The organism is Streptomyces sp. NPDC052043 (assembly GCF_044548235.1).
In the GTDB taxonomy this organism is placed as follows: domain Bacteria; phylum Actinomycetota; class Actinomycetes; order Streptomycetales; family Streptomycetaceae; genus Streptomyces.
Map to the genome: position 1 here is coordinate 61,061 of NZ_JBIUBT010000022.1, position 16,581 is coordinate 77,641.

General features: G+C 71.1%; 15 protein-coding genes. 4 read left to right on the top strand and 11 right to left on the bottom strand.

Going from position 1 to position 16,581, the window contains the following annotated elements; genetic code table 11:
• Positions 1-67: 67 nt before the first annotated feature.
• The 4 genes from hpt to dacB form a co-directional block, all read right to left on the bottom strand.
• Positions 68-628 carry a hypoxanthine phosphoribosyltransferase gene (hpt, locus tag ACIHCX_RS36315; RefSeq protein ID WP_100568520.1) on the bottom strand — a complete coding sequence of 187 codons (561 nt, stop codon included), beginning with the start codon at positions 626-628 and terminating at the stop codon, positions 68-70.
• Positions 629-704: 76 nt separating this feature from the next.
• Complete coding sequence (tilS, locus tag ACIHCX_RS36320; protein WP_400037330.1) at positions 705-1,895, bottom strand: tRNA lysidine(34) synthetase TilS; 1,191 nt, start codon at positions 1,893-1,895, stop codon at positions 705-707.
• A gap of 206 nt (positions 1,896-2,101) precedes the next feature.
• Positions 2,102-3,250, bottom strand: a complete 1,149-nt coding sequence (locus tag ACIHCX_RS36325) for a zinc-dependent metalloprotease (RefSeq protein ID WP_400037332.1) — start codon at positions 3,248-3,250, stop codon at positions 2,102-2,104.
• Between the two features lie 268 nt (positions 3,251-3,518).
• Positions 3,519-5,135: a D-alanyl-D-alanine carboxypeptidase/D-alanyl-D-alanine-endopeptidase gene (gene dacB / locus ACIHCX_RS36330; RefSeq protein ID WP_400037334.1), complete on the bottom strand. Its 1,617-nt coding sequence runs from the start codon at positions 5,133-5,135 to the stop codon at positions 3,519-3,521.
• Positions 5,136-5,214: 79 nt separating this feature from the next.
• Here dacB and ACIHCX_RS36335 point away from each other — a divergent pair, with 79 nt between their 5' ends.
• Both ACIHCX_RS36335 and ACIHCX_RS36340 read left to right on the top strand, forming a co-directional pair.
• Positions 5,215-5,706, top strand: coding sequence for an inorganic diphosphatase (locus tag ACIHCX_RS36335; protein ID WP_141366388.1), 492 nt, complete (start codon positions 5,215-5,217; stop codon positions 5,704-5,706).
• A gap of 120 nt (positions 5,707-5,826) precedes the next feature.
• Complete coding sequence (locus tag ACIHCX_RS36340; protein ID WP_400037336.1) at positions 5,827-7,569, top strand: threonine/serine exporter ThrE family protein; 1,743 nt, start codon at positions 5,827-5,829, stop codon at positions 7,567-7,569.
• Positions 7,570-7,594: 25 nt separating this feature from the next.
• On the opposite strand, the gene ACIHCX_RS36345 is transcribed toward ACIHCX_RS36340, so the two are convergent.
• A complete protein-coding gene (locus ACIHCX_RS36345; RefSeq protein ID WP_400037338.1) occupies positions 7,595-8,563 on the bottom strand; it encodes a DedA family protein in 969 nt (322 codons plus the stop codon).
• Positions 8,564-8,768: 205 nt separating this feature from the next.
• Positions 8,769-9,530 carry a MerR family transcriptional regulator gene (locus ACIHCX_RS36350; protein WP_400037340.1) on the bottom strand — a complete coding sequence of 254 codons (762 nt, stop codon included), beginning with the start codon at positions 9,528-9,530 and terminating at the stop codon, positions 8,769-8,771.
• 116 nt (positions 9,531-9,646) lie between these two features.
• Between ACIHCX_RS36350 and ACIHCX_RS36355 the strand changes: the two genes are divergently transcribed.
• Both ACIHCX_RS36355 and ACIHCX_RS36360 read left to right on the top strand, forming a co-directional pair.
• Positions 9,647-9,844 carry a hypothetical protein gene (locus ACIHCX_RS36355; protein WP_400037342.1) on the top strand — a complete coding sequence of 66 codons (198 nt, stop codon included), beginning with the start codon at positions 9,647-9,649 and terminating at the stop codon, positions 9,842-9,844.
• 11 nt (positions 9,845-9,855) lie between these two features.
• A complete protein-coding gene (locus tag ACIHCX_RS36360; RefSeq protein ID WP_400037344.1) occupies positions 9,856-11,298 on the top strand; it encodes a glutamate decarboxylase in 1,443 nt (480 codons plus the stop codon).
• Between the two features lie 26 nt (positions 11,299-11,324).
• On the opposite strand, the gene ACIHCX_RS36365 is transcribed toward ACIHCX_RS36360, so the two are convergent.
• The 5 genes from ACIHCX_RS36365 to ACIHCX_RS36385 form a co-directional block, all read right to left on the bottom strand.
• The gene (locus ACIHCX_RS36365) at positions 11,325-12,086 is read right to left on the bottom strand and encodes an ABC transporter permease (protein ID WP_400037346.1); all 762 of its coding nucleotides are present in this window, start codon (positions 12,084-12,086) and stop codon (positions 11,325-11,327) included.
• Positions 12,083-13,042, bottom strand: a complete 960-nt coding sequence (locus ACIHCX_RS36370; RefSeq protein ID WP_400037348.1) for an ATP-binding cassette domain-containing protein — start codon at positions 13,040-13,042, stop codon at positions 12,083-12,085. Before ACIHCX_RS36370 ends, ACIHCX_RS36365 begins: the two co-directional genes overlap by 4 nt.
• A gap of 98 nt (positions 13,043-13,140) precedes the next feature.
• Positions 13,141-13,782, bottom strand: a complete 642-nt coding sequence (locus ACIHCX_RS36375; protein ID WP_400037350.1) for a PadR family transcriptional regulator — start codon at positions 13,780-13,782, stop codon at positions 13,141-13,143.
• Between the two features lie 181 nt (positions 13,783-13,963).
• Positions 13,964-15,424: an aldehyde dehydrogenase family protein gene (locus ACIHCX_RS36380; protein WP_400037352.1), complete on the bottom strand. Its 1,461-nt coding sequence runs from the start codon at positions 15,422-15,424 to the stop codon at positions 13,964-13,966.
• A gap of 146 nt (positions 15,425-15,570) precedes the next feature.
• Complete coding sequence (locus ACIHCX_RS36385) at positions 15,571-16,395, bottom strand: helix-turn-helix domain-containing protein (RefSeq protein WP_400037385.1); 825 nt, start codon at positions 16,393-16,395, stop codon at positions 15,571-15,573.
• Positions 16,396-16,581 lie beyond the last annotated feature (186 nt).

Genomic DNA, 16,581 nt, shown 5'->3' on the forward strand with positions numbered 1-16,581 from the left:
CTGCTTCCTCAACGGCTCCGGTGCCGCTGGGGTTCCCGATCACGTACCGCGCTTGAGCCCTTCGGGGTCAGCCGCCGTAGACGTGGGGAGCGAGCGTACCCACGAACGGCAGGTTCCGGTACTTCTCGGCGTAGTCCAGGCCATAGCCGACGACGAACTCGTTGGGGATGTCGAAACCGACCCACTCCACGTCGATGGCGACCTTCGCGGCCTCGGGCTTGCGCAGCAGCGTGCACACCTTCAGCGAGGCGGGCTCCCGGGAGCCGAGGTTGGAGATCAGCCAGGACAGGGTCAGGCCGGAGTCGATGATGTCCTCGACGATCAGGACGTGCCTGCCCTTGATGTCGGTGTCGAGGTCCTTGAGGATCCGCACGACGCCGGAGGACTGGGTGCCCGCGCCGTAGGACGACACGGCCATCCAGTCCATGGTGAGGGGGGTGGACAGCGCCCGGGCGAGGTCCGCCATGACCATCACCGCGCCCTTGAGGACGCCGACGATCAGCAGGTCCTTGCCCGCGTACTCCGCGTCGATCTTCGCGGCCAGCTCGGCCAGCTTCGCGTCGATCTCTTCCTTGGTGATGAGCACCTTCTCGAGGTCGGCACCCATGTCTTTCGCGTCCACCCGCATCACTTTCGGTCGTCTCACCGGCGTTGACGGCCCTCCTCCGGACTCCGCGTCAGCGGGCCGGCGGGAGGGTCCCGATTCAGCCTTGCCGAATCACCAGTCTGCCACCCTGCCGCTGGGCGACGACCCTGCCGGGGAGGTTGATGGCCTTCTGGCCGCGCCAACCGGTGATCAGCCGGTCGACTTCCTCGATGTGCCGGGCGAACAGCGAACCGGCCGGAGCACCGGCGTCGATGGCGGCACGGCGCAGGATGCGGCGGCGCACGGCGGGGGGCAGGGCGTACAGCTTGGCGCACTCCAGACGGCCGGCGTCGTCGCGGACGGTGGCCTCGGCCTGACCGGCCCAGGCGTCGAGGGCGTCGGCGTCGTCGCGGGAGAGCTGGGCGGTACGGGCGAGGGCCTCCACGACGCCCTTGCCGAGGGCCTTCTCCAGGGCCGGGAGGCCCTCGTGGCGCAGCCGGGAGCGGGTGTAGGCCGGGTCGGCGTTGTGCGGGTCGTCCCAGACGGGCAGGGACTGGACCATGCAGGCCTTGCGGGCGGTCTGCCGGTCGACCTGCAGGAAGGGGCGGCGGTAACGGCCGCCGGCCCCCGAGACCGCGGCCATTCCCGACAGGGAGCGGATGCCGGAACCGCGGGCGAGGCCGAGGAGCACCGTCTCGGCCTGGTCGTCGCGGGTGTGGCCGAGCAGGACGGCGTGGGCGCCGTGGCGCTCGACGGCGGCGTCGAGAGCGGCGTAGCGGGCCTCGCGCGCGGCGGCTTCCGGTCCGCCGCCGCGGCCGACGGTGACGGCGACGGCCTCGACCGGGTCGAGGCCGAGTGCCCGCAGCCGCTGGGCGACCTCGTCGGCGCGCAGGTCGGAGCCGGCCTGCAGACCGTGGTCGACGATGACGCCGCCGGCCCGGACGCCGAGCTTGGGCGCTTCGAAGGCGAGGGCGGAGGCGAGCGCCATGGAGTCGGCGCCGCCGGAGCAGGCCACGAGCACGAGCGGCGACGGTGGACGCTCGTGGGGGGTGGCTGGTGTGTCCTGTGCGGCAGGCGGGGCCTGCGAGGCCGACAAGCCGTGGGAGGCCCGTGGGGCGGTCGCCAGGAGGAGGCCCGGCGTCGACGCGCCGTGCGGTGGTGGCGGCCCGGGGGGCCGCGCGCCCAGGGGGCCCAGCCGGGCGGGCGCGGTCGCCGGCGCGGGGTGGGACAGGAGCTGTTCGTCGAGGATGTCGTGGAGGACGCGGCGTACCGCCAGGCGTATCGCCGCGACCGCAGGATGGGGACCCATGTCCGGTTCCCTTCACGGAGTCTTCGGGGGGTGAACCCGAGATCGGTCACTCAGAGTGCGTCGATGGTGACAGAAGCGGGCCGTTCCCTGAGCATTGCACGCCTACGCATGGCGCACGGTCCCTCGGACGAGTGAATGAAGTGGCGTTCGCCTGCCGTAGACCGGATCCGCTTTCCCGGCCGTCGCCCGGGTCGTCGCACACATGGTCACGGTTCGGCCCTGCGGTGCACCCGGGCGATCCAGTCCGCCGGCTTGGAGATCTCCGCCTTGGTGGGGAGGGTGTTGGGGGAGGTCCACACCCGGTTGAAGCCGTCCATGCCGACCTGCTCGACGACCGCGCGCACGAACCGCTCGCCGTCGCGGTACTGGCGCAGCTTGGCGTCCAGGCCGAGCAGCTTGCGCAGGGCCATGTCCAGTCGGGAGGCGCCCTTGGCGCGGCGCTGCTGGAACTTCTCGCGGATCTCCGCCACGGACGCCACGACGTCCGGTCCGACACCGTCCATCACGTAGTCGGCGTGGCCCTCCAAGAGGGACATCACGGCGGTGAGGCGGCCGAGGATCTCGCGCTGGGCCGGGCTCTGGATCATCTCGACCAGGGAGTGGCCGCCGTCGTCCTCCTCGCCCTCGGGGCGGCCGCCGGCCAGCGACTGGGCGGCCTCCCGGATGCGCTCCAGGAACGCCATGGGGTCGACGTCCGTCTCCGCCAGGAAGGACTGGATCTCGCCCTCGAGGTGGTCGCGCAGCCAGGGCACGGCGGTGAACTGCGTGCGGTGCGTCTCCTCGTGCAGGCACACCCACAGGCGGAAGTCATGGGGGTCGACGTCGAGTTCGCGCTCGACGTGGACGATGTTGGGCGCGACGAGCAGCAGCCGACCGCCGCCACCGGAGGAGTCGGGGGAACCGCCGGCCGGCAGGTCGCGGGTGGCGGGGGCGAAGGTCTCGTACTGGCCGAGGACGCGGGAGGCGAGGAACGACAGCAGCATCCCCAGTTCCACGCCGGTGACCTTGCCTCCGACGGCACCGAGGACCGCGCCGCCGGGGCCGCCGCCGCGCCGCTCCTGCATCTTGTCCAGGAGCGGTTTGAGGATCTCGCGGAACCCGGCGACGTTCGCACGGACCCAGCCGGGGCGGTCGACCACGAGTACGGGGGTGTCGTGGGCCTCGCGGGTGCCCAGTCGGGTGAAGCCGCGCACGTGCCCCTCGGACGCCTTGGCGTGCCGGCGCAGTTCCGCGACCACGGCCCGGGCCTCGTCCCGGCTCACCTCGGGACCCGGCCGCACCAGCCGCGTCGCGGTCGCGACCGCGAGATTCCAGTCGACCATCCCGGGACTTGCCGCACCACCGATGCTCGTCATGTGTCAACGGTACGTGAGCGCCGCCACTCCGGGCAGGCCGTGACGCTGGGTGGGTGGTGCCCTTTTTGTTCCGACCGTGGTCAGGGGGCACCGAGTCGCCCTCCGGTCCGTCCGTGACTGCCGGGGCCCGCCCGCCGTCGTACACCGGCCATGGCGACAGGGGCACCGCGCTCCCCGGGCGCGGCGGGGCGGTCGGAGTCCGCGGGGCCGTGCGCGGCCGGGGCGCAGCCCGACGAGGACCGGTCGGGCTGCGGTGGTGGGTGGGCGGTCAGCCGCAGGCGCAGGTCGCCAGGGTCGTGGCCGCGTGGTCGAGGGCCGACTGGGCCGCGTCCGGGCCGGTGGTGTTCTCCGCGAGGAAGGCGAAGGCCAGCAGGTGGCCGTTGTGTGCGACGACCGTGCCCGCGAGGGTGTTGATGCCCGTCAGCGTGCCCGTCTTCGCCCGTACGAGCCCTGCCGCGCCGTCCGCGTAACGGCTGCTCAGGGTGCCGGTGAAACCGGCGATCGGGAGGCCGGTGAGGACCGGGCGGAGCCCGGGGTCGGCCGGGTCGGCCGCCTTGGCCAGCAGGGCCGTGAGCAGGTCCGCGGTGAGCCGGTCGGTGCGGTCGAGTCCGCTGCCGTCGTGGAAGGCGGCGCCCGTCAGGGGCAGGCCGAGCCTCTTCAGCTGGGCGGCGATCGCGACGGCGCCCCCGTCGAAGTCCGTACGCCCGCCCGTCGCGGCGGCCGTCTGGCGGGCCAGGGCCTCGGCGAGGTCGTTGTCGCTGTTGGTGAGCATCCGTTCGACCAGCTCCGACAGCGGGGGCGAGGAGACGGTGGCCAGGGTCTCCGCCCGGCCGGTCGCCTTGGCGGGACCGGCGACCGTGGTCCGGATGCCGTGCCCGGACAGCAGGTCGGCGAAGGCGCGGGCCACGTCCGCCGCCGGGTCCGCCACGCGCGGGGCCGGACCGCTGGTGGAGCCGTCGGTGCGGCCCTCGTCGGCCATCAGGGCGCTGACCGGGGCGAGGTTGTCGTTCACGCCGATGGGGTGCAGGAGGGTGCCGGCGTACAGGGTGGTGTCGTGGAAGAGCGTCACCTCGGTCACATGCCGCTCGGCCAGCGCGGTCGCCGTGTCGGCGGCGAGGGTGCGCAGGCTCGCCAGGTTCCCGGCGTCCTCGCGGGCGGTGAGCGTGGGGTCGCCGCCCCCGATCAGGACGAGTTTCCCGGTGCCGGGCTCCAGGGCGGCGCGGGTGGTGAGCCGGTGGTCGGCGCCGAGGGCGGACAGCGCGGCGACGGCGGTGGCGATCTTGGTGGTGGAGGCGGGGACGAGCGGGTCGCCGACGCCCTGGCCGTAGAGCCGCTCACCGGTGGTGACGTCGAGGACGGCCGCGGCGTGGTGGGTGCCGAGGGCGGAGTCCCGCAGCAGCGGGTCCAGGGCGGCCACGACGGCCGAGGCGTCCGACGCCGGCCGGGCCGGGTCGCCGGCACCGCCGAGGCCCACGAGCACCGGCGCGGCGCTGGGCGCGGGCCGCACCCCGCCGTCGAACACGGAATCGGACACATCCGATGTACGCGACGGATCCGACTTGTCGGTCCGGCGACCGTGATCTGCGCCACCCGTGCGTCCCAGCGCCGCGGCGCGGTCCCGCTCGGCCGTACGCTGGCCGGAGGAGTCCCAGGGCCCGGCGGCGGTCACCGCACCGGCGGCGAGCACCAGCCCGGCCGTGGCGGCACCCGCGGTGTACTGCCAGGTCTTCGGCTTCGCGAGCCGCGAGCCGGCGGCCCCCGCGAGCCGCGCGACCCGCGGTTTCACGGCCTGCGCGGTCCGTACGAGCCGCGGCCGTGCGGCCCGTACGAGACGGGCCAGGCGCGGTCTCGCGGCCCGCCAGGCTCTCAGCTCCGGCACGACCACCAGCCCCTTTCGCGATCACACACCTGCGTGAGGGACACTTAACCACCAGAACTATGTGCTGATCATGGAGGAGCCACCGGTGGAGTTCGACGTCACGATCGAGATCCCGAAGGGTTCGCGGAACAAGTACGAGGTGGACCACGAGACCGGTCGGATCCGCCTGGACCGTCGACTCTTCACCTCGACCAGCTACCCGGCCGACTACGGCTTCGTCGAGAACACCCTCGGCGAGGACGGCGACCCGCTGGACGCGCTGGTCATCCTGGACGAGCCGACCTTCCCCGGCTGCCTCATCAAGTGCCGTGCGATCGGCATGTTCCGGATGACCGACGAGGCCGGCGGCGACGACAAGCTGCTGTGCGTGCCGGCGTCCGACCCGCGCGTGGAGCACCTGAGGGACATCCACCACGTGTCGGAGTTCGACCGCCTGGAGATCCAGCACTTCTTCGAGGTCTACAAGGACCTGGAGCCCGGCAAGTCCGTCGAGGGCGCCGACTGGGTGGGCCGCACCGACGCCGAGGCGGAGATCGAGCGTTCCATCAAGCGTTTCCAGGAGCACGGCGGTCACTGAGCCCCGCGCCTCCCACGGGCCGCACCGTCCCCACGGGGACGGTGCGGCCGTTCGCGTTCCGGTACCTCCGTCTGCGCATACTGACTCAGACGGAAGGTGTCGTTCAGGGAGCATCACTCAGTGACGGACGCGGAGGACCGCAAGCCGCAGTCGGACGAGGCGCGGAGCGCGTTCAGGGTTCCCGCAGGGCCCTCGACGACGCAGACCCAGGTGATTCCGGTGGTACCGGCGGTCGACGGTGAGTCGTCCACGACGTCCGAGTTCGCCGTGCCCAAGGGGCTGACGGCGCCCAGGACGGGGACCGAGCCGGAGGCCACGACCACGTCCGAGTTCGCCGTGCCGGACGGGCTCGACGTCGCGACGCCGCCGGCCGGGGAACCGGAGGGGTCCGCGTTCAGCCTGCCGAGCACCTACAACGCCCGGCAGGGCCCGCCCGCCTTCACGCCGGCGGGTGGCATCCCGGCGATCGGCCTGCCCAAGGACGTCCCCTGGCAGGACCGGATGCGCACCATGCTGCGCATGTCGGTGGCCGACCGGCCGGCGCCGGAACCGGTGCAGAAGGCGGAGGAGGGCGGCCCCGCCGTCCCGCGCGTGCTCGACCTCACCCTGCGTATCGGCGAGCTGCTGCTCGCGGGCGGTGAGGGCGCCGAGGACGTGGAGGCGGCGATGTTCGCGGTCTGCCGTTCCTACGGCCTGGACCGCTGCGAGCCGAACGTCACCTTCACCCTGCTGTCGATCTCCCACCAGCCGTCCCTGGTCGACGACCCCGTGACCGCGTCGAGGACCGTACGCCGCCGGGGCACCGACTACACACGTCTGGCGGCCGTCTTCCGGCTCGTCGACGACCTCAGCGATCCGGAGACCCACCTCTCCCTGGAGGAGGCCTACCGGCGGCTGGCGGAGATCCGCCGCAACCGGCACCCCTACCCCGGCTGGGCGCTGACCGCGGCCGCCGGGCTGCTGGCGGGCACGGCCTCCGTCCTGGTCGGCGGCGACCTGATCGTCTTCGTGGCCGCGGCGCTCGGCGCGGTGCTCGGCGACCGGCTGGCGTGGCTGTGCGCGGGGCGCGGGCTGCCGGAGTTCTACCAGTTCACGGTCGCCGCGATGCCGCCGGCCGCGCTCGGCGTCGCGCTCACCGTGGCGCACGTCGACGTGAAGGCGTCCGCCGTGATCACCGGTGGCCTGTTCGCGCTGCTGCCGGGGCGGGCGCTGGTGGCGGGTGTGCAGGACGGGCTGACCGGCTTCTACATCACCGCCTCCGCGCGCCTGCTGGAGGTCATGTACTTCTTCGTCGGCATCGTCACCGGCGTGCTGCTGGTCCTGTACTTCGGGGTGAAGCTGGGCGCCGCGCTCGACCCGGACGCCGCGCTCGCCATGAGCCGGCGGCCGGTGCTCCAGATCGTCGCGGCGATGCTGCTGTCGCTGACCTTCGCCGTGCTGTTGCAGCAGGAGCGGTCCACCGTGCTCCTGGTGACGCTCAACGGCGGTGTCGCATGGTCGGTGTACGGCGCCATGCACGACGTCGGCAACATCTCGCCGGTGGCGTCCACGGCCGTGGCGGCGGGCCTGGTGGGCCTGTTCGGACAGCTGCTGTCCCGCTACCGGTTCGCGTCCGCGCTGCCGTACACGACCGCCGCGATCGGGCCGCTGCTACCGGGATCGGCGACGTACTTCGGGCTGCTGTCGATCGCGCAGAACAACGTCGACAAGGGGTTGGTGTCACTGGCCAAGGCGGTGTCCCTCGCCATGGCCATCGCGATCGGGGTGAACCTCGGCTCGGAGATCTCCCGGCTGTTCCTCAAGGTGCCGGGCGCCGCCTCCGCCGCGGGGCGCCGGGCCGCGAAGCGGACCCGCGGGTTCTGACCCGCGGATCCGGCCGGCGAACGCCCTACGGGGCGCGGTAGTAGCCGCCGTTGTCCGGGTACTGCGGCGGGTTCTGGTCGTACTGGCCCTGCGGCTCGCCGTAGGACTGCTGGGGGTGCTGCGGGGGGTACTGCTGCTGGGGGTACTGCTGCTGGGACGGCTGCTGGGGGTACTGCTGCTGGGACGGCTGCTGCGGGTACGACTGCGCGTACTGCTGGTCGTAGCCGTACTGCTGCTGCTCCCGCGGGGCGTGGTTCTGGTCGCCGTACTGGTGCGGCGGCTCGATGCGGCGCAGGCGGGTCGTGGCGTCGTCCATGACCGGCTGCTGGAACTGCTGCGGGTGCTGCGGGGCGGCCGGCTCCTCGGGGGCGTTCTTGCTCTTGGAGCGGGCCCGCAGGAACTCGATGATGATCGGGACCACCGACACGAGGACGATCAGAATGAGGATCGCCTCGATGTTGTTCTTGACCGCGGAGATGTTGCCCAGCCAGGAGCCGAGGAGGGTCACACCCGCGCCCCACATCACGCCGCCGATGACGTTGAAGACCAGGAACGAGCGGTACCTCATACCGCTGACGCCCGCGATGATCGGCGTGAACGTGCGCACGATGGGCACGAAGCGGGCCAGAACCAGCGACTTCGGGCCGTACTTCTCGAAGAACTCGTGCGCCTTGGTGACGTTCTCCTGCTTGAACAGCCGGGAGTCGGGCCGGTTGAAGAGCGACGGGCCGACCTTCTTGCCGAACATGTAGCCCGCCTGGTCGCCGAGGATCGCGGCGAGGCAGATGAGGGCGATGGCGCCCCACAGCGGGAAGTCCAGCTGGTTCGACGTGATCAGCAGACCGCAGGTGAACAGCAGGGAGTCACCCGGGAGGAAGAAGCCGATGAGCAGACCCGACTCGGCGAAGACGATGAGGAGCAGGCCCCAGATACCGAACGAGTTGAGCAGGTGGTTCGGATCCAGCCAGCTCGGGCCGAGGGCAAGCGTCGTCACGGTTCCGGGCTCCTGAGGGGGATGGGGTGTACGGCGTCGAGATGTCGAGGCGGGGCCTCGTGCGGTGCCGCACAAAGCTACCAACGCAAGGTATACGCCCAAGGTTCCACAGGTGCCCGGGGGATGGCCCTGCGCGGTCCGCTCGCGCCGAGCCGTGCGCCGTGCACATCGACGGTCCGGGTCCGGGTGCCCCGGACCCGGACCCCTACGCCGTGTGCCGCGCCGCGTTGGCGAGGATCGCCTCGCGCAGGTACGCGGCCAGGCCCGGCCGGATGTTCTCGTAGGTCGCGGTGAAGCGTGGATCGCTGACGTACATCTCCGCCAGGCAGGTGTGCATCTCGTGCGCGCAGTCGTAGTAGCTGCTGGAGATGAACCGGCGGTGGTCCTCGGCCACGTCCATGGCGGCCTCCGAACACGCCGGTGTGCCCGCGTCCAGCAGCGCCGCCATGCGCCGGTGGATCGCGTCCTGCTCCTCGGTGAGCCGCTTGAAGTCCTCCTTGGTGTACGAGGCGGTACGGCGCTGGGACTGCCGGTTGGCCTCGGTGCCGCCCCAGCGCCGCCGGACCTCGTCGGCGTACTGCTCGGGGTCGTGGTCGCCGAAGACCTCGAACCGCTCCTCCGGAGTGAGGTTGATACCCATCCTGCGTGCCTCCATGGCGTGCTCCACGGCCTCGGCCATCTTCTTCAGCTTCTCGATCCGGGCGGTCAGCAGCTCGTGCCGGCGGCGCAGATGTGCGCCCGGGTCCGCCTCCGGGTCGTCGAGCAGGGCCGCGACCTCCTCGAGCGGGAAGCCGAGCTCCCGGTAGAACAGGATCTGCTGCAACCGGTCGAGGTCCGCGTCGCCGTAGCGCCGGTGGCCCGCGTGGCTGCGCTCGCCCGGGACGAGCAGGCCGATGTCGTCGTAGTGGTGCAGGGTGCGCACCGTCACTCCGGCGAATCCGGCGACCTGTCCCACGGAGTAGCTCACTTCCGCTCCTTTCTCGGTACGCGGTCCACGGTGGCTCCTCACGCCACGTGAGGTGCAAGCGCGTTTCGTTCCGGTCGTTCCGGATTGTGTCGCTTTCGTCCGCTTATCGTGAGCCCGTGGCCCAGGACACCGCGCAGCAGGCGCCGACCGCCCCGGCGACTCCGGCCCGTGCCCTGCTGGCGACGGCCGTCACGCCGATGCCGGCCGGGGGACCAAGCCTCGGTTCCGAGAAACCCATCATCGTGGCACATCCGGCCCGGGTGTCCCACTGGTCCTTCGACCCTGTCGGCAGTGTCACCCCGTTGATCCCATAGGAGACCCGCCCATGCCGCTGCACCGAGGACACGAGAAGCCCGACGAGCGCCCCCTGTCCGTCAACCCCTTCTACGGGGAGGCGAATCCGGCCTTCGAGATGGCCGAGGCACCGCCCAAGCACCGGCTCGCCGACACGCCCCTGCCGCCCTCGACGGCGTACCAGCTCGTGCACGACGAGCTGATGCTGGACGGCAACTCCCGGCTGAACCTGGCCACGTTCGTCACGACGTGGATGGAGCCGCAGGCCAGGGCCCTGATGGACGAGTGCTGCGACAAGAACATGATCGACAAGGACGAGTACGCGCGCACCGCCGAGCTGGAGCGGCGCTGCGTGGCGATGCTCGCCGACCTGTGGAACGCGCCGGATCCCTCCGCCGCCGTGGGCTGTTCGACGACCGGGTCGAGCGAGGCGTGCATGCTCGCCGGGATGGCGCTCAAGCGGCGCTGGGCTGGGGGTCCCTCCAGGCCGTCAAGGCACTGGGGGAGCAACGCGGACCGCTATCCCGGCCGGGACGCGCGCCCGAACCTCGTCATGGGCGTCAACGTCCAGGTGTGCTGGGAGAAGTTCTGCAACTTCTGGGAGGTCGAGGCCCGCCAGGTCCCCATGGAGGGCGACCGTTACCACCTCGACCCGCAGGCCGCCGCCGAACTGTGCGACGAGAACACCATCGGGGTCGTCGGCATCCTCGGCTCCACCTTCGACGGCTCCTACGAGCCGATCGCCGACCTGTGCGCGGCCCTGGACGCCCTCCAGGAGCGCACGGGTCTCGACATCCCGGTGCACGTCGACGGCGCCTCGGGCGCCATGATCGCGCCCTTCCTCGACGAGGACCTGGTCTGGGACTTCCGGCTTCCGCGGGTGGCCTCGATCAACACCTCGGGGCACAAGTACGGGCTGGTCTACCCGGGCGTCGGCTGGGCGCTGTGGCGCGACAAGGACACGCTGCCCGAGGAGCTGGTCTTCCGGGTCAACTACCTGGGCGGCGACATGCCGACCTTCGCGCTGAACTTCTCCCGGCCGGGCGCGCAGGTGGTGGCCCAGTACTACTCGTTCCTGCGGCTGGGCCGCGAGGGCTACCGGCTGGTGCAGCAGGGCACCCGGGACGTGGCCCGCCGCCTCGCCGAACGGATCGAGGCACTCGGCGACTTCCGGCTGCTGACCCGCGGCGACCAGTTGCCGGTGTTCGCCTTCACCACGGCGCCGGACGTGCAGGCCTTCGACGTGTTCGACGTCTCCCGGCGGCTGCGTGAGAACGGCTGGCTGGTGCCCGCGTACACCTTCCCGCCGAACCGGGAGGACCTGTCCGTCCTGCGCGTGGTCTGCCGCAACGGGTTCTCGGCGGACCTCGCCGAGCTGTTCCTCGAGGACCTCGGCCGCCATCTGCCCGAGCTGCGCCGCCAGCCGCACCCGCTGATCCGGGACAAGAACGCGGCCACCGGCTTCCACCACTAGGGTCCACCTAGGGCCTGTTGCAGGCCCTAGCGGCTCAGGCGCCCGAACCGGCGCAGGGCCAGCGGGAAGAACACCGCGAGCAGCGCCAAGGGCCACAGGGCCGCGGCCAACGCGTGCCCCGGCTCCCCGCCCGGGCTGCCGAACATGTCCCGCACGGCCGTCGCCGTCTGGGACATGGGGTTCCACTGAACCACCGTGCCCAGCCAGCCCGGCATGGAGGCGGGGCCGGCGAACGCATTGGACAGGAAACCCACCGGCCAGATGAGAATCTGCACGGCCTGGACCAGCTCCTGCTTCCCGGCCACCAACGCCAGGTGGATGCCGATCCAGAGCATCGCGAACCGGAACAGCAGCAGCAGTCCCACCGCGCCCAGGAATGCCCCGGACCCGCCGTGCGCTCGCCAGCCGAGCGCGTACCCGACGCCGATCAGCAGGGCGAGCCCGGTCGCCGACTGCACCATGTCGGCGACCGAACGGCCCACCAGAAGCGCTCCGTTGACCATCGGCATCGAGCGGAAGCGGTCGATGATCCCCTTGTTCAGGTCCTGGGTGACGTTGAGCATCGTGCTCTCCAGGCCGAAGGCCATGGTCAGCGCGAACATGCCAGGGACCAGGTAGTCGATGTAGTCGCCCGGGATACCGCGGCCACCGCCGATCAGGTAGCCGAACATCAGCAGCAGCATCACGGGGAAGACCAGGCCGACGAGCACTTGCACGGGCTGCCGCGCCCAGTGGGCGAGTTCGCGGCGGGTCAGGGTCCAGCAGTCGCTCAGCACGTGGGCGGTCACGCGGCGGTCTCCTTCGTACGGTCGTCCCGGGCCGTCAGGTACAGGAACACCTCGTCCAGCGTCGGGCGGCGCACAGCGATGTCCTCCGCCTCGATCCCAGCCTCCTCAAGGGCTCGCACGACCCCCGCGAGCGCCGTCATGCGGTCGGTGACCGGGGCGCTGAGCAGGCGCCGGTCGACGTCCACCGAGACGTCCGCTGAACCGCCCGGCAACAGGGCTGCGACGGCATCCAGTCGCCCCGCGTCCCGCAGGACCACGTCGATGCGGTCACCCCCCAGGCGGGACTTGAGCTCGTCCGGGGTACCGTCGGCGACGACCCGCCCCCGGTCGACGACCGACACCCGGCCGGCCAGCTGGTCGGCCTCCTCCAGGTACTGGGTGGTCAGCAGCACCGTCGTACCGCCGTCGACCAGGGAGCGGACCGACGTCCACACCTCGGCGCGTCCCCGTGGGTCAAGGCCCGTCGTCGGCTCGTCCAGGAACAGCACCTCCGGGTCGGTGATGAGGGACGCGGCGAGGTCGAGGCGCCGCCGCATGCCGCCGCTGTAGGCACGGACGGGCTTGCGGCCGGTATCGGCGAGACCGAAGCGCGCGAGGAGTTCGTCGGCACGCACGCGCGCGTGCCGAGCGCCCAGGTGATACAGACGGCCGAACATCTCCAGGTTCTGGCGGCCGTCGAGCTCCTCGTCGAGAGCCGCGTGCTGGCCGAGCAGGCCGATGCGGAAGCGGACCTCACGTGCCGCCGTCACCACGTCGCGCCCGGCCACCTCGATCCGGCCGGCGTCGGGCCTGATCAGGGTGGACAGGATCCGGACCAGGGTGGTCTTGCCCGCACCGTTGGGGCCGAGCACCCCGTGCACCGTGCCGCGGGTGACGTGGAGGTCGAGCCCGTCCAGTGCCTTCTTCTCGCCGTACGTCTTGCGCGCGCCCTCGACGGTGATCGCCGTGTCGGCCACTGACAGCCCCCTCGCTAGACAAACTTGACTACCTGCCTCGCAAAGTAGCGCGCACCGACACATTGGTCAAACTTGATTACTTGGGGGACCTCACCGCTTCAGCGGTGATCCTCCGGATGCCGCTCCCCTGTTGCGTACGGGTTCTCCTCGCCCTCGGCCAGGACGCCGATGAACGGCGCCCCTTCGCCGGCGAAGGTGTAGGCGCCGCGTTCGAGGCGCTCGATGAGACCCCGGGTCCAGGCGGCGTCGGAGTCGGCGGTGTGAACCCAGAGGTTCATGATCTCGCCGATGTGGCCGAGCTGTTCGGGGCCGCCCTCGGGGACGTAGTGCTCGGTGACGGCGGTCCGCCACTGCTCGATCCGTCGGATCCGCTCCTTGAGCAGGGCGATCGCCTCCTCCCTCGGCAGGTCGACGAGGAAGCCGATGGCCGCGGACTGGATGTCCATCTTCTGGTCGTAGGCGACCAGGGCCTCCCGCAGGAGCCGCAAGTACTCCTCGGTGCCCGCGTCGGTGATCTCGTACTCGGTGCGGGGCGGACCGCCGGCCGCGGAGGGGGCGGTCTCGTGCGCGTGCAGCAGCCCCTGCTTGGCCATCTGCTTCAGGGCGTGGTAGATCGAGCCGGGCTTGGCGTTGGACCACTCGTGCGCGCCCCAGTACTCCAGGTCGCCTCGCACCTGGTAGCCGTGGGCCCGCCCGTGCTGACGGACGGCGCCCAGCACCAGCAGTCGGATCGCTGACATGCGCCCAGGTTATGGCCGCCGGCTCAGCCGTCCTGCGCCAGGGCCACCAGTTCGAGCGCGGTCCTCCCGTCCAGCGGCGACCGTCTCGTCACCCAGGAGCCGGAAGCTCTCGTGCCGGTTCGACTCGTCACGCGCGGGTCGGGCCGACAACTGAGCCGACCCGACCTTCAAGCTCCGAACATCAGAACGGGAACCCGCTCCGGCCGTGCTGGACCGAGATCCACTTCAGGGTGGTGAAGGCGTCCAGGGTGGTCTCGCCGTTCAGGCGGCCGATGCCGGAGTGCTTCTCGCCGCCGAAGGGGACGAGCGGCTCGTCGTGGACGGTGCCGTCGTTCACGTGGAACATGCCGGTGTCGATCCGCTTGGCGAAGGCGACGCCCCGCTCGACGTCCGCCGTGTGGACGGCGCCGCTGAGGCCGTACGGGGTGTCGTTGACGATCCGGACCGCCTCCTCCTCGCCGTCGAACGGGATGACGAAGGCGACCGGGCCGAAGACCTCCTGGCGGAGCAGGGAGGAGTCGGCGGGCAGGTCCGTCAGGACCGACGGCTCGACGAGGTTGTCGGCGGTGGCGCCGTGCAGCAGGGCCGTGGCCCCCTCGGCGATCGCCTGCTCGACGGCGGCCGAGACCGCGTGGGCCTGGGTGGAGTTGATCACCGGGCCGATGACGGTCTCCGGGTCGCGCGGGTCGCCGACCTTCAGCGACCTGACCTTGGCGACGAACTTCCCGGTGAACTCCTCGGCGACCGAGCGGTCCACCATGATCCGGTTCGCGGCCATGCACACCTGGCCCTGGTGGACGTACCGGCTGAAGACGGCCGCGTCGACCGCGTAGTCGAGGTCGGCGTCGTCCAGGACCACGACCGCGCTGTTGCCGCCGAGTTCCAGGACCGAGCGCTTGAAGTGGGAGGCGCAGACGGTGGCGACGTGCCGGCCGACCCGGTCGGAACCGGTGAAGGAGATGACCTTGGGGACGGGGTGCTCGACGAAGGCGTCGCCGATCTCCGCTATGTCCGTGATGACGACGTTGAGCAGACCGGGCGGCAGCCCCGCGTCCTCGAAGATCTTCGCGACCAGGGAGCCGCCGGTGACCGGGGTGTCCTGGTGCGGCTTGAGCACCACGCCGTTGCCGAGGGCGAGCGCCGGGGCGACCGACTTCAGGGACAGCAGGAAGGGGAAGTTGAAGGGGCTGATGACGCCCACGACGCCGACGGGCACCCGGTAGACGCGGTTCTCCTTGCCGTCGACCGGGGACGGAAGGATCTTCCCCTCGAGGCGCAGCGTCAGGTGGATCGACTCGCGCAGGAACTCCTTGGCGAGGTGCAGTTCGAACGCGGCCTTCAGCCGGGTGCCGCCGAGCTCGGCGATGATCACGTCGGCGATCTCCGCCTCCCGCTCCTCGACCAGCCGCAGCGCCTTCTCGAAGACGGTCCGGCGGGCGTGGGCGTTGGTGGCGGCCCAGTCCTTCTGGACGCGGGCGGCCGCGCGGTAGGCCTGATCCACCTCGTCGACCGTGGCGATGGTGATCGAGGCCAGCTTCTCCCCGTCGTACGGGTTGAAGTCGATGATGTCCCAGGAGCCGGTGCCCGGGCGCCACTGCCCGTCGATGTACTGCTGGGCCAGGTCGGTGAAGTAGGACGGCATGTGCTCCCTCGATCCCCTGCTGCGAGACGGTCGAAGCAGTCGGAGCCCGATCAACCCCCGATCACTTCTTCACGGTCTGATCACGGGTCATCGTACGTGCGCCCGAGGCGAGTTGGGCGTTCGATTCGGGTTCTCGGGGGGTTTCCCTACGAGAGCTGGAGCAGCCCGCGCAGAAGGTCGCGGCCCTCGTCCGGGCCGGGTCCGTCGTGCTGGAGTTCCTCCAGCGTCCTCTCGTACTGGGCGACGTCCTCGGGCTTGTCCAGGTAGAGCGCGCTGGTGAGCTGCTCCAGGTAGACCACGTCCGACAGGTCCGACTCGGGGAAGCTGAGGACGGTGAAGGCCCCGGACTCGCCGGCGTGCCCGCCGAAGCTGAACGGCATGATCTGAAGCCGCACGTTGGGCCGCTCGGAGAAGTCGATCAGGTGCTGCAACTGCCCGCGCATCACGTCGCGGTCGCCGTAGGGGCGGCGCAGGGCGGCCTCGTCGAGGACGATGTGGAAGTCGGGCGCGTTCTCCGAGACGAGGTACTTCTGCCGCTCCATGCGCAGCGCCACCCGCCGCTCCACGTCGGCCTCGCTCGCGCCCTGCATACCGCGCCGGACCACCGCCCGGGCGTACGCCTCGGTCTGGAGCAGCCCGTGCACGAACTGCACCTCGTAGACGCGGATCAGCGACGCCGCGCCCTCCAGTCCCACATAGGTGGGGAACCAGCTGGGCAGGACGTCGGAGTAACTGTGCCACCAGCCCGCGACGTTGGCCTCCCTGGCGAGGGAGAGCAGCGAGGTGCGCTCCGCCCCGTCCGTGATGCCGTACAGCGTCAACAGGTCTTCCACGTCTCGGGTCTTGAAGCTCACCCGGCCCAACTCCATCCGGCTGATCTTCGATTCCGAGGCGCGGATCGAGTACCCGGCCGCCTCACGCGTGATGCCCCGCGCTTCACGAAGTCGCCTGAGTTGCGAGCCGAGCAGCATGCGCCGCACCACCGATCCGGGCTCTCCCGCGCTCACGTTCGCCAGCCTCCCCAACCGTCTTCAAGGCCCGAAGTCTGCCACTAATTCACTCCGAGCTGTACTCGCGTGATTACGGAAACGGAAAGAGGTCAAGGAATCCGCACGGCAGGAGCCGACCAGGAGACCAGCGGATGACGCGTGGATGGC

Bases quoted from the DNA above. Each gene is read 5' to 3' on its own strand.
- hpt (WP_100568520.1), bottom strand. From the start codon at position 628: ATGCGGGTGGACGCGAAAGACATGGGTGCCGACCTCGAGAAGGTGCTC.
- tilS (WP_400037330.1), bottom strand. From the start codon at position 1,895: ATGGGTCCCCATCCTGCGGTCGCGGCGATACGCCTGGCGGTACGCCGC.
- ACIHCX_RS36325 (WP_400037332.1), bottom strand. From the start codon at position 3,250: ATGACGAGCATCGGTGGTGCGGCAAGTCCCGGGATGGTCGACTGGAAT.
- ACIHCX_RS36360 (WP_400037344.1), top strand. From the start codon at position 9,856: ATGCCGCTGCACCGAGGACACGAGAAGCCCGACGAGCGCCCCCTGTCC.
- ACIHCX_RS36375 (WP_400037350.1), bottom strand. From the start codon at position 13,782: ATGTCAGCGATCCGACTGCTGGTGCTGGGCGCCGTCCGTCAGCACGGG.
- ACIHCX_RS36380 (WP_400037352.1), bottom strand. From the start codon at position 15,424: ATGCCGTCCTACTTCACCGACCTGGCCCAGCAGTACATCGACGGGCAG.
- ACIHCX_RS36385 (WP_400037385.1), bottom strand. From the start codon at position 16,395: ATGCTGCTCGGCTCGCAACTCAGGCGACTTCGTGAAGCGCGGGGCATC.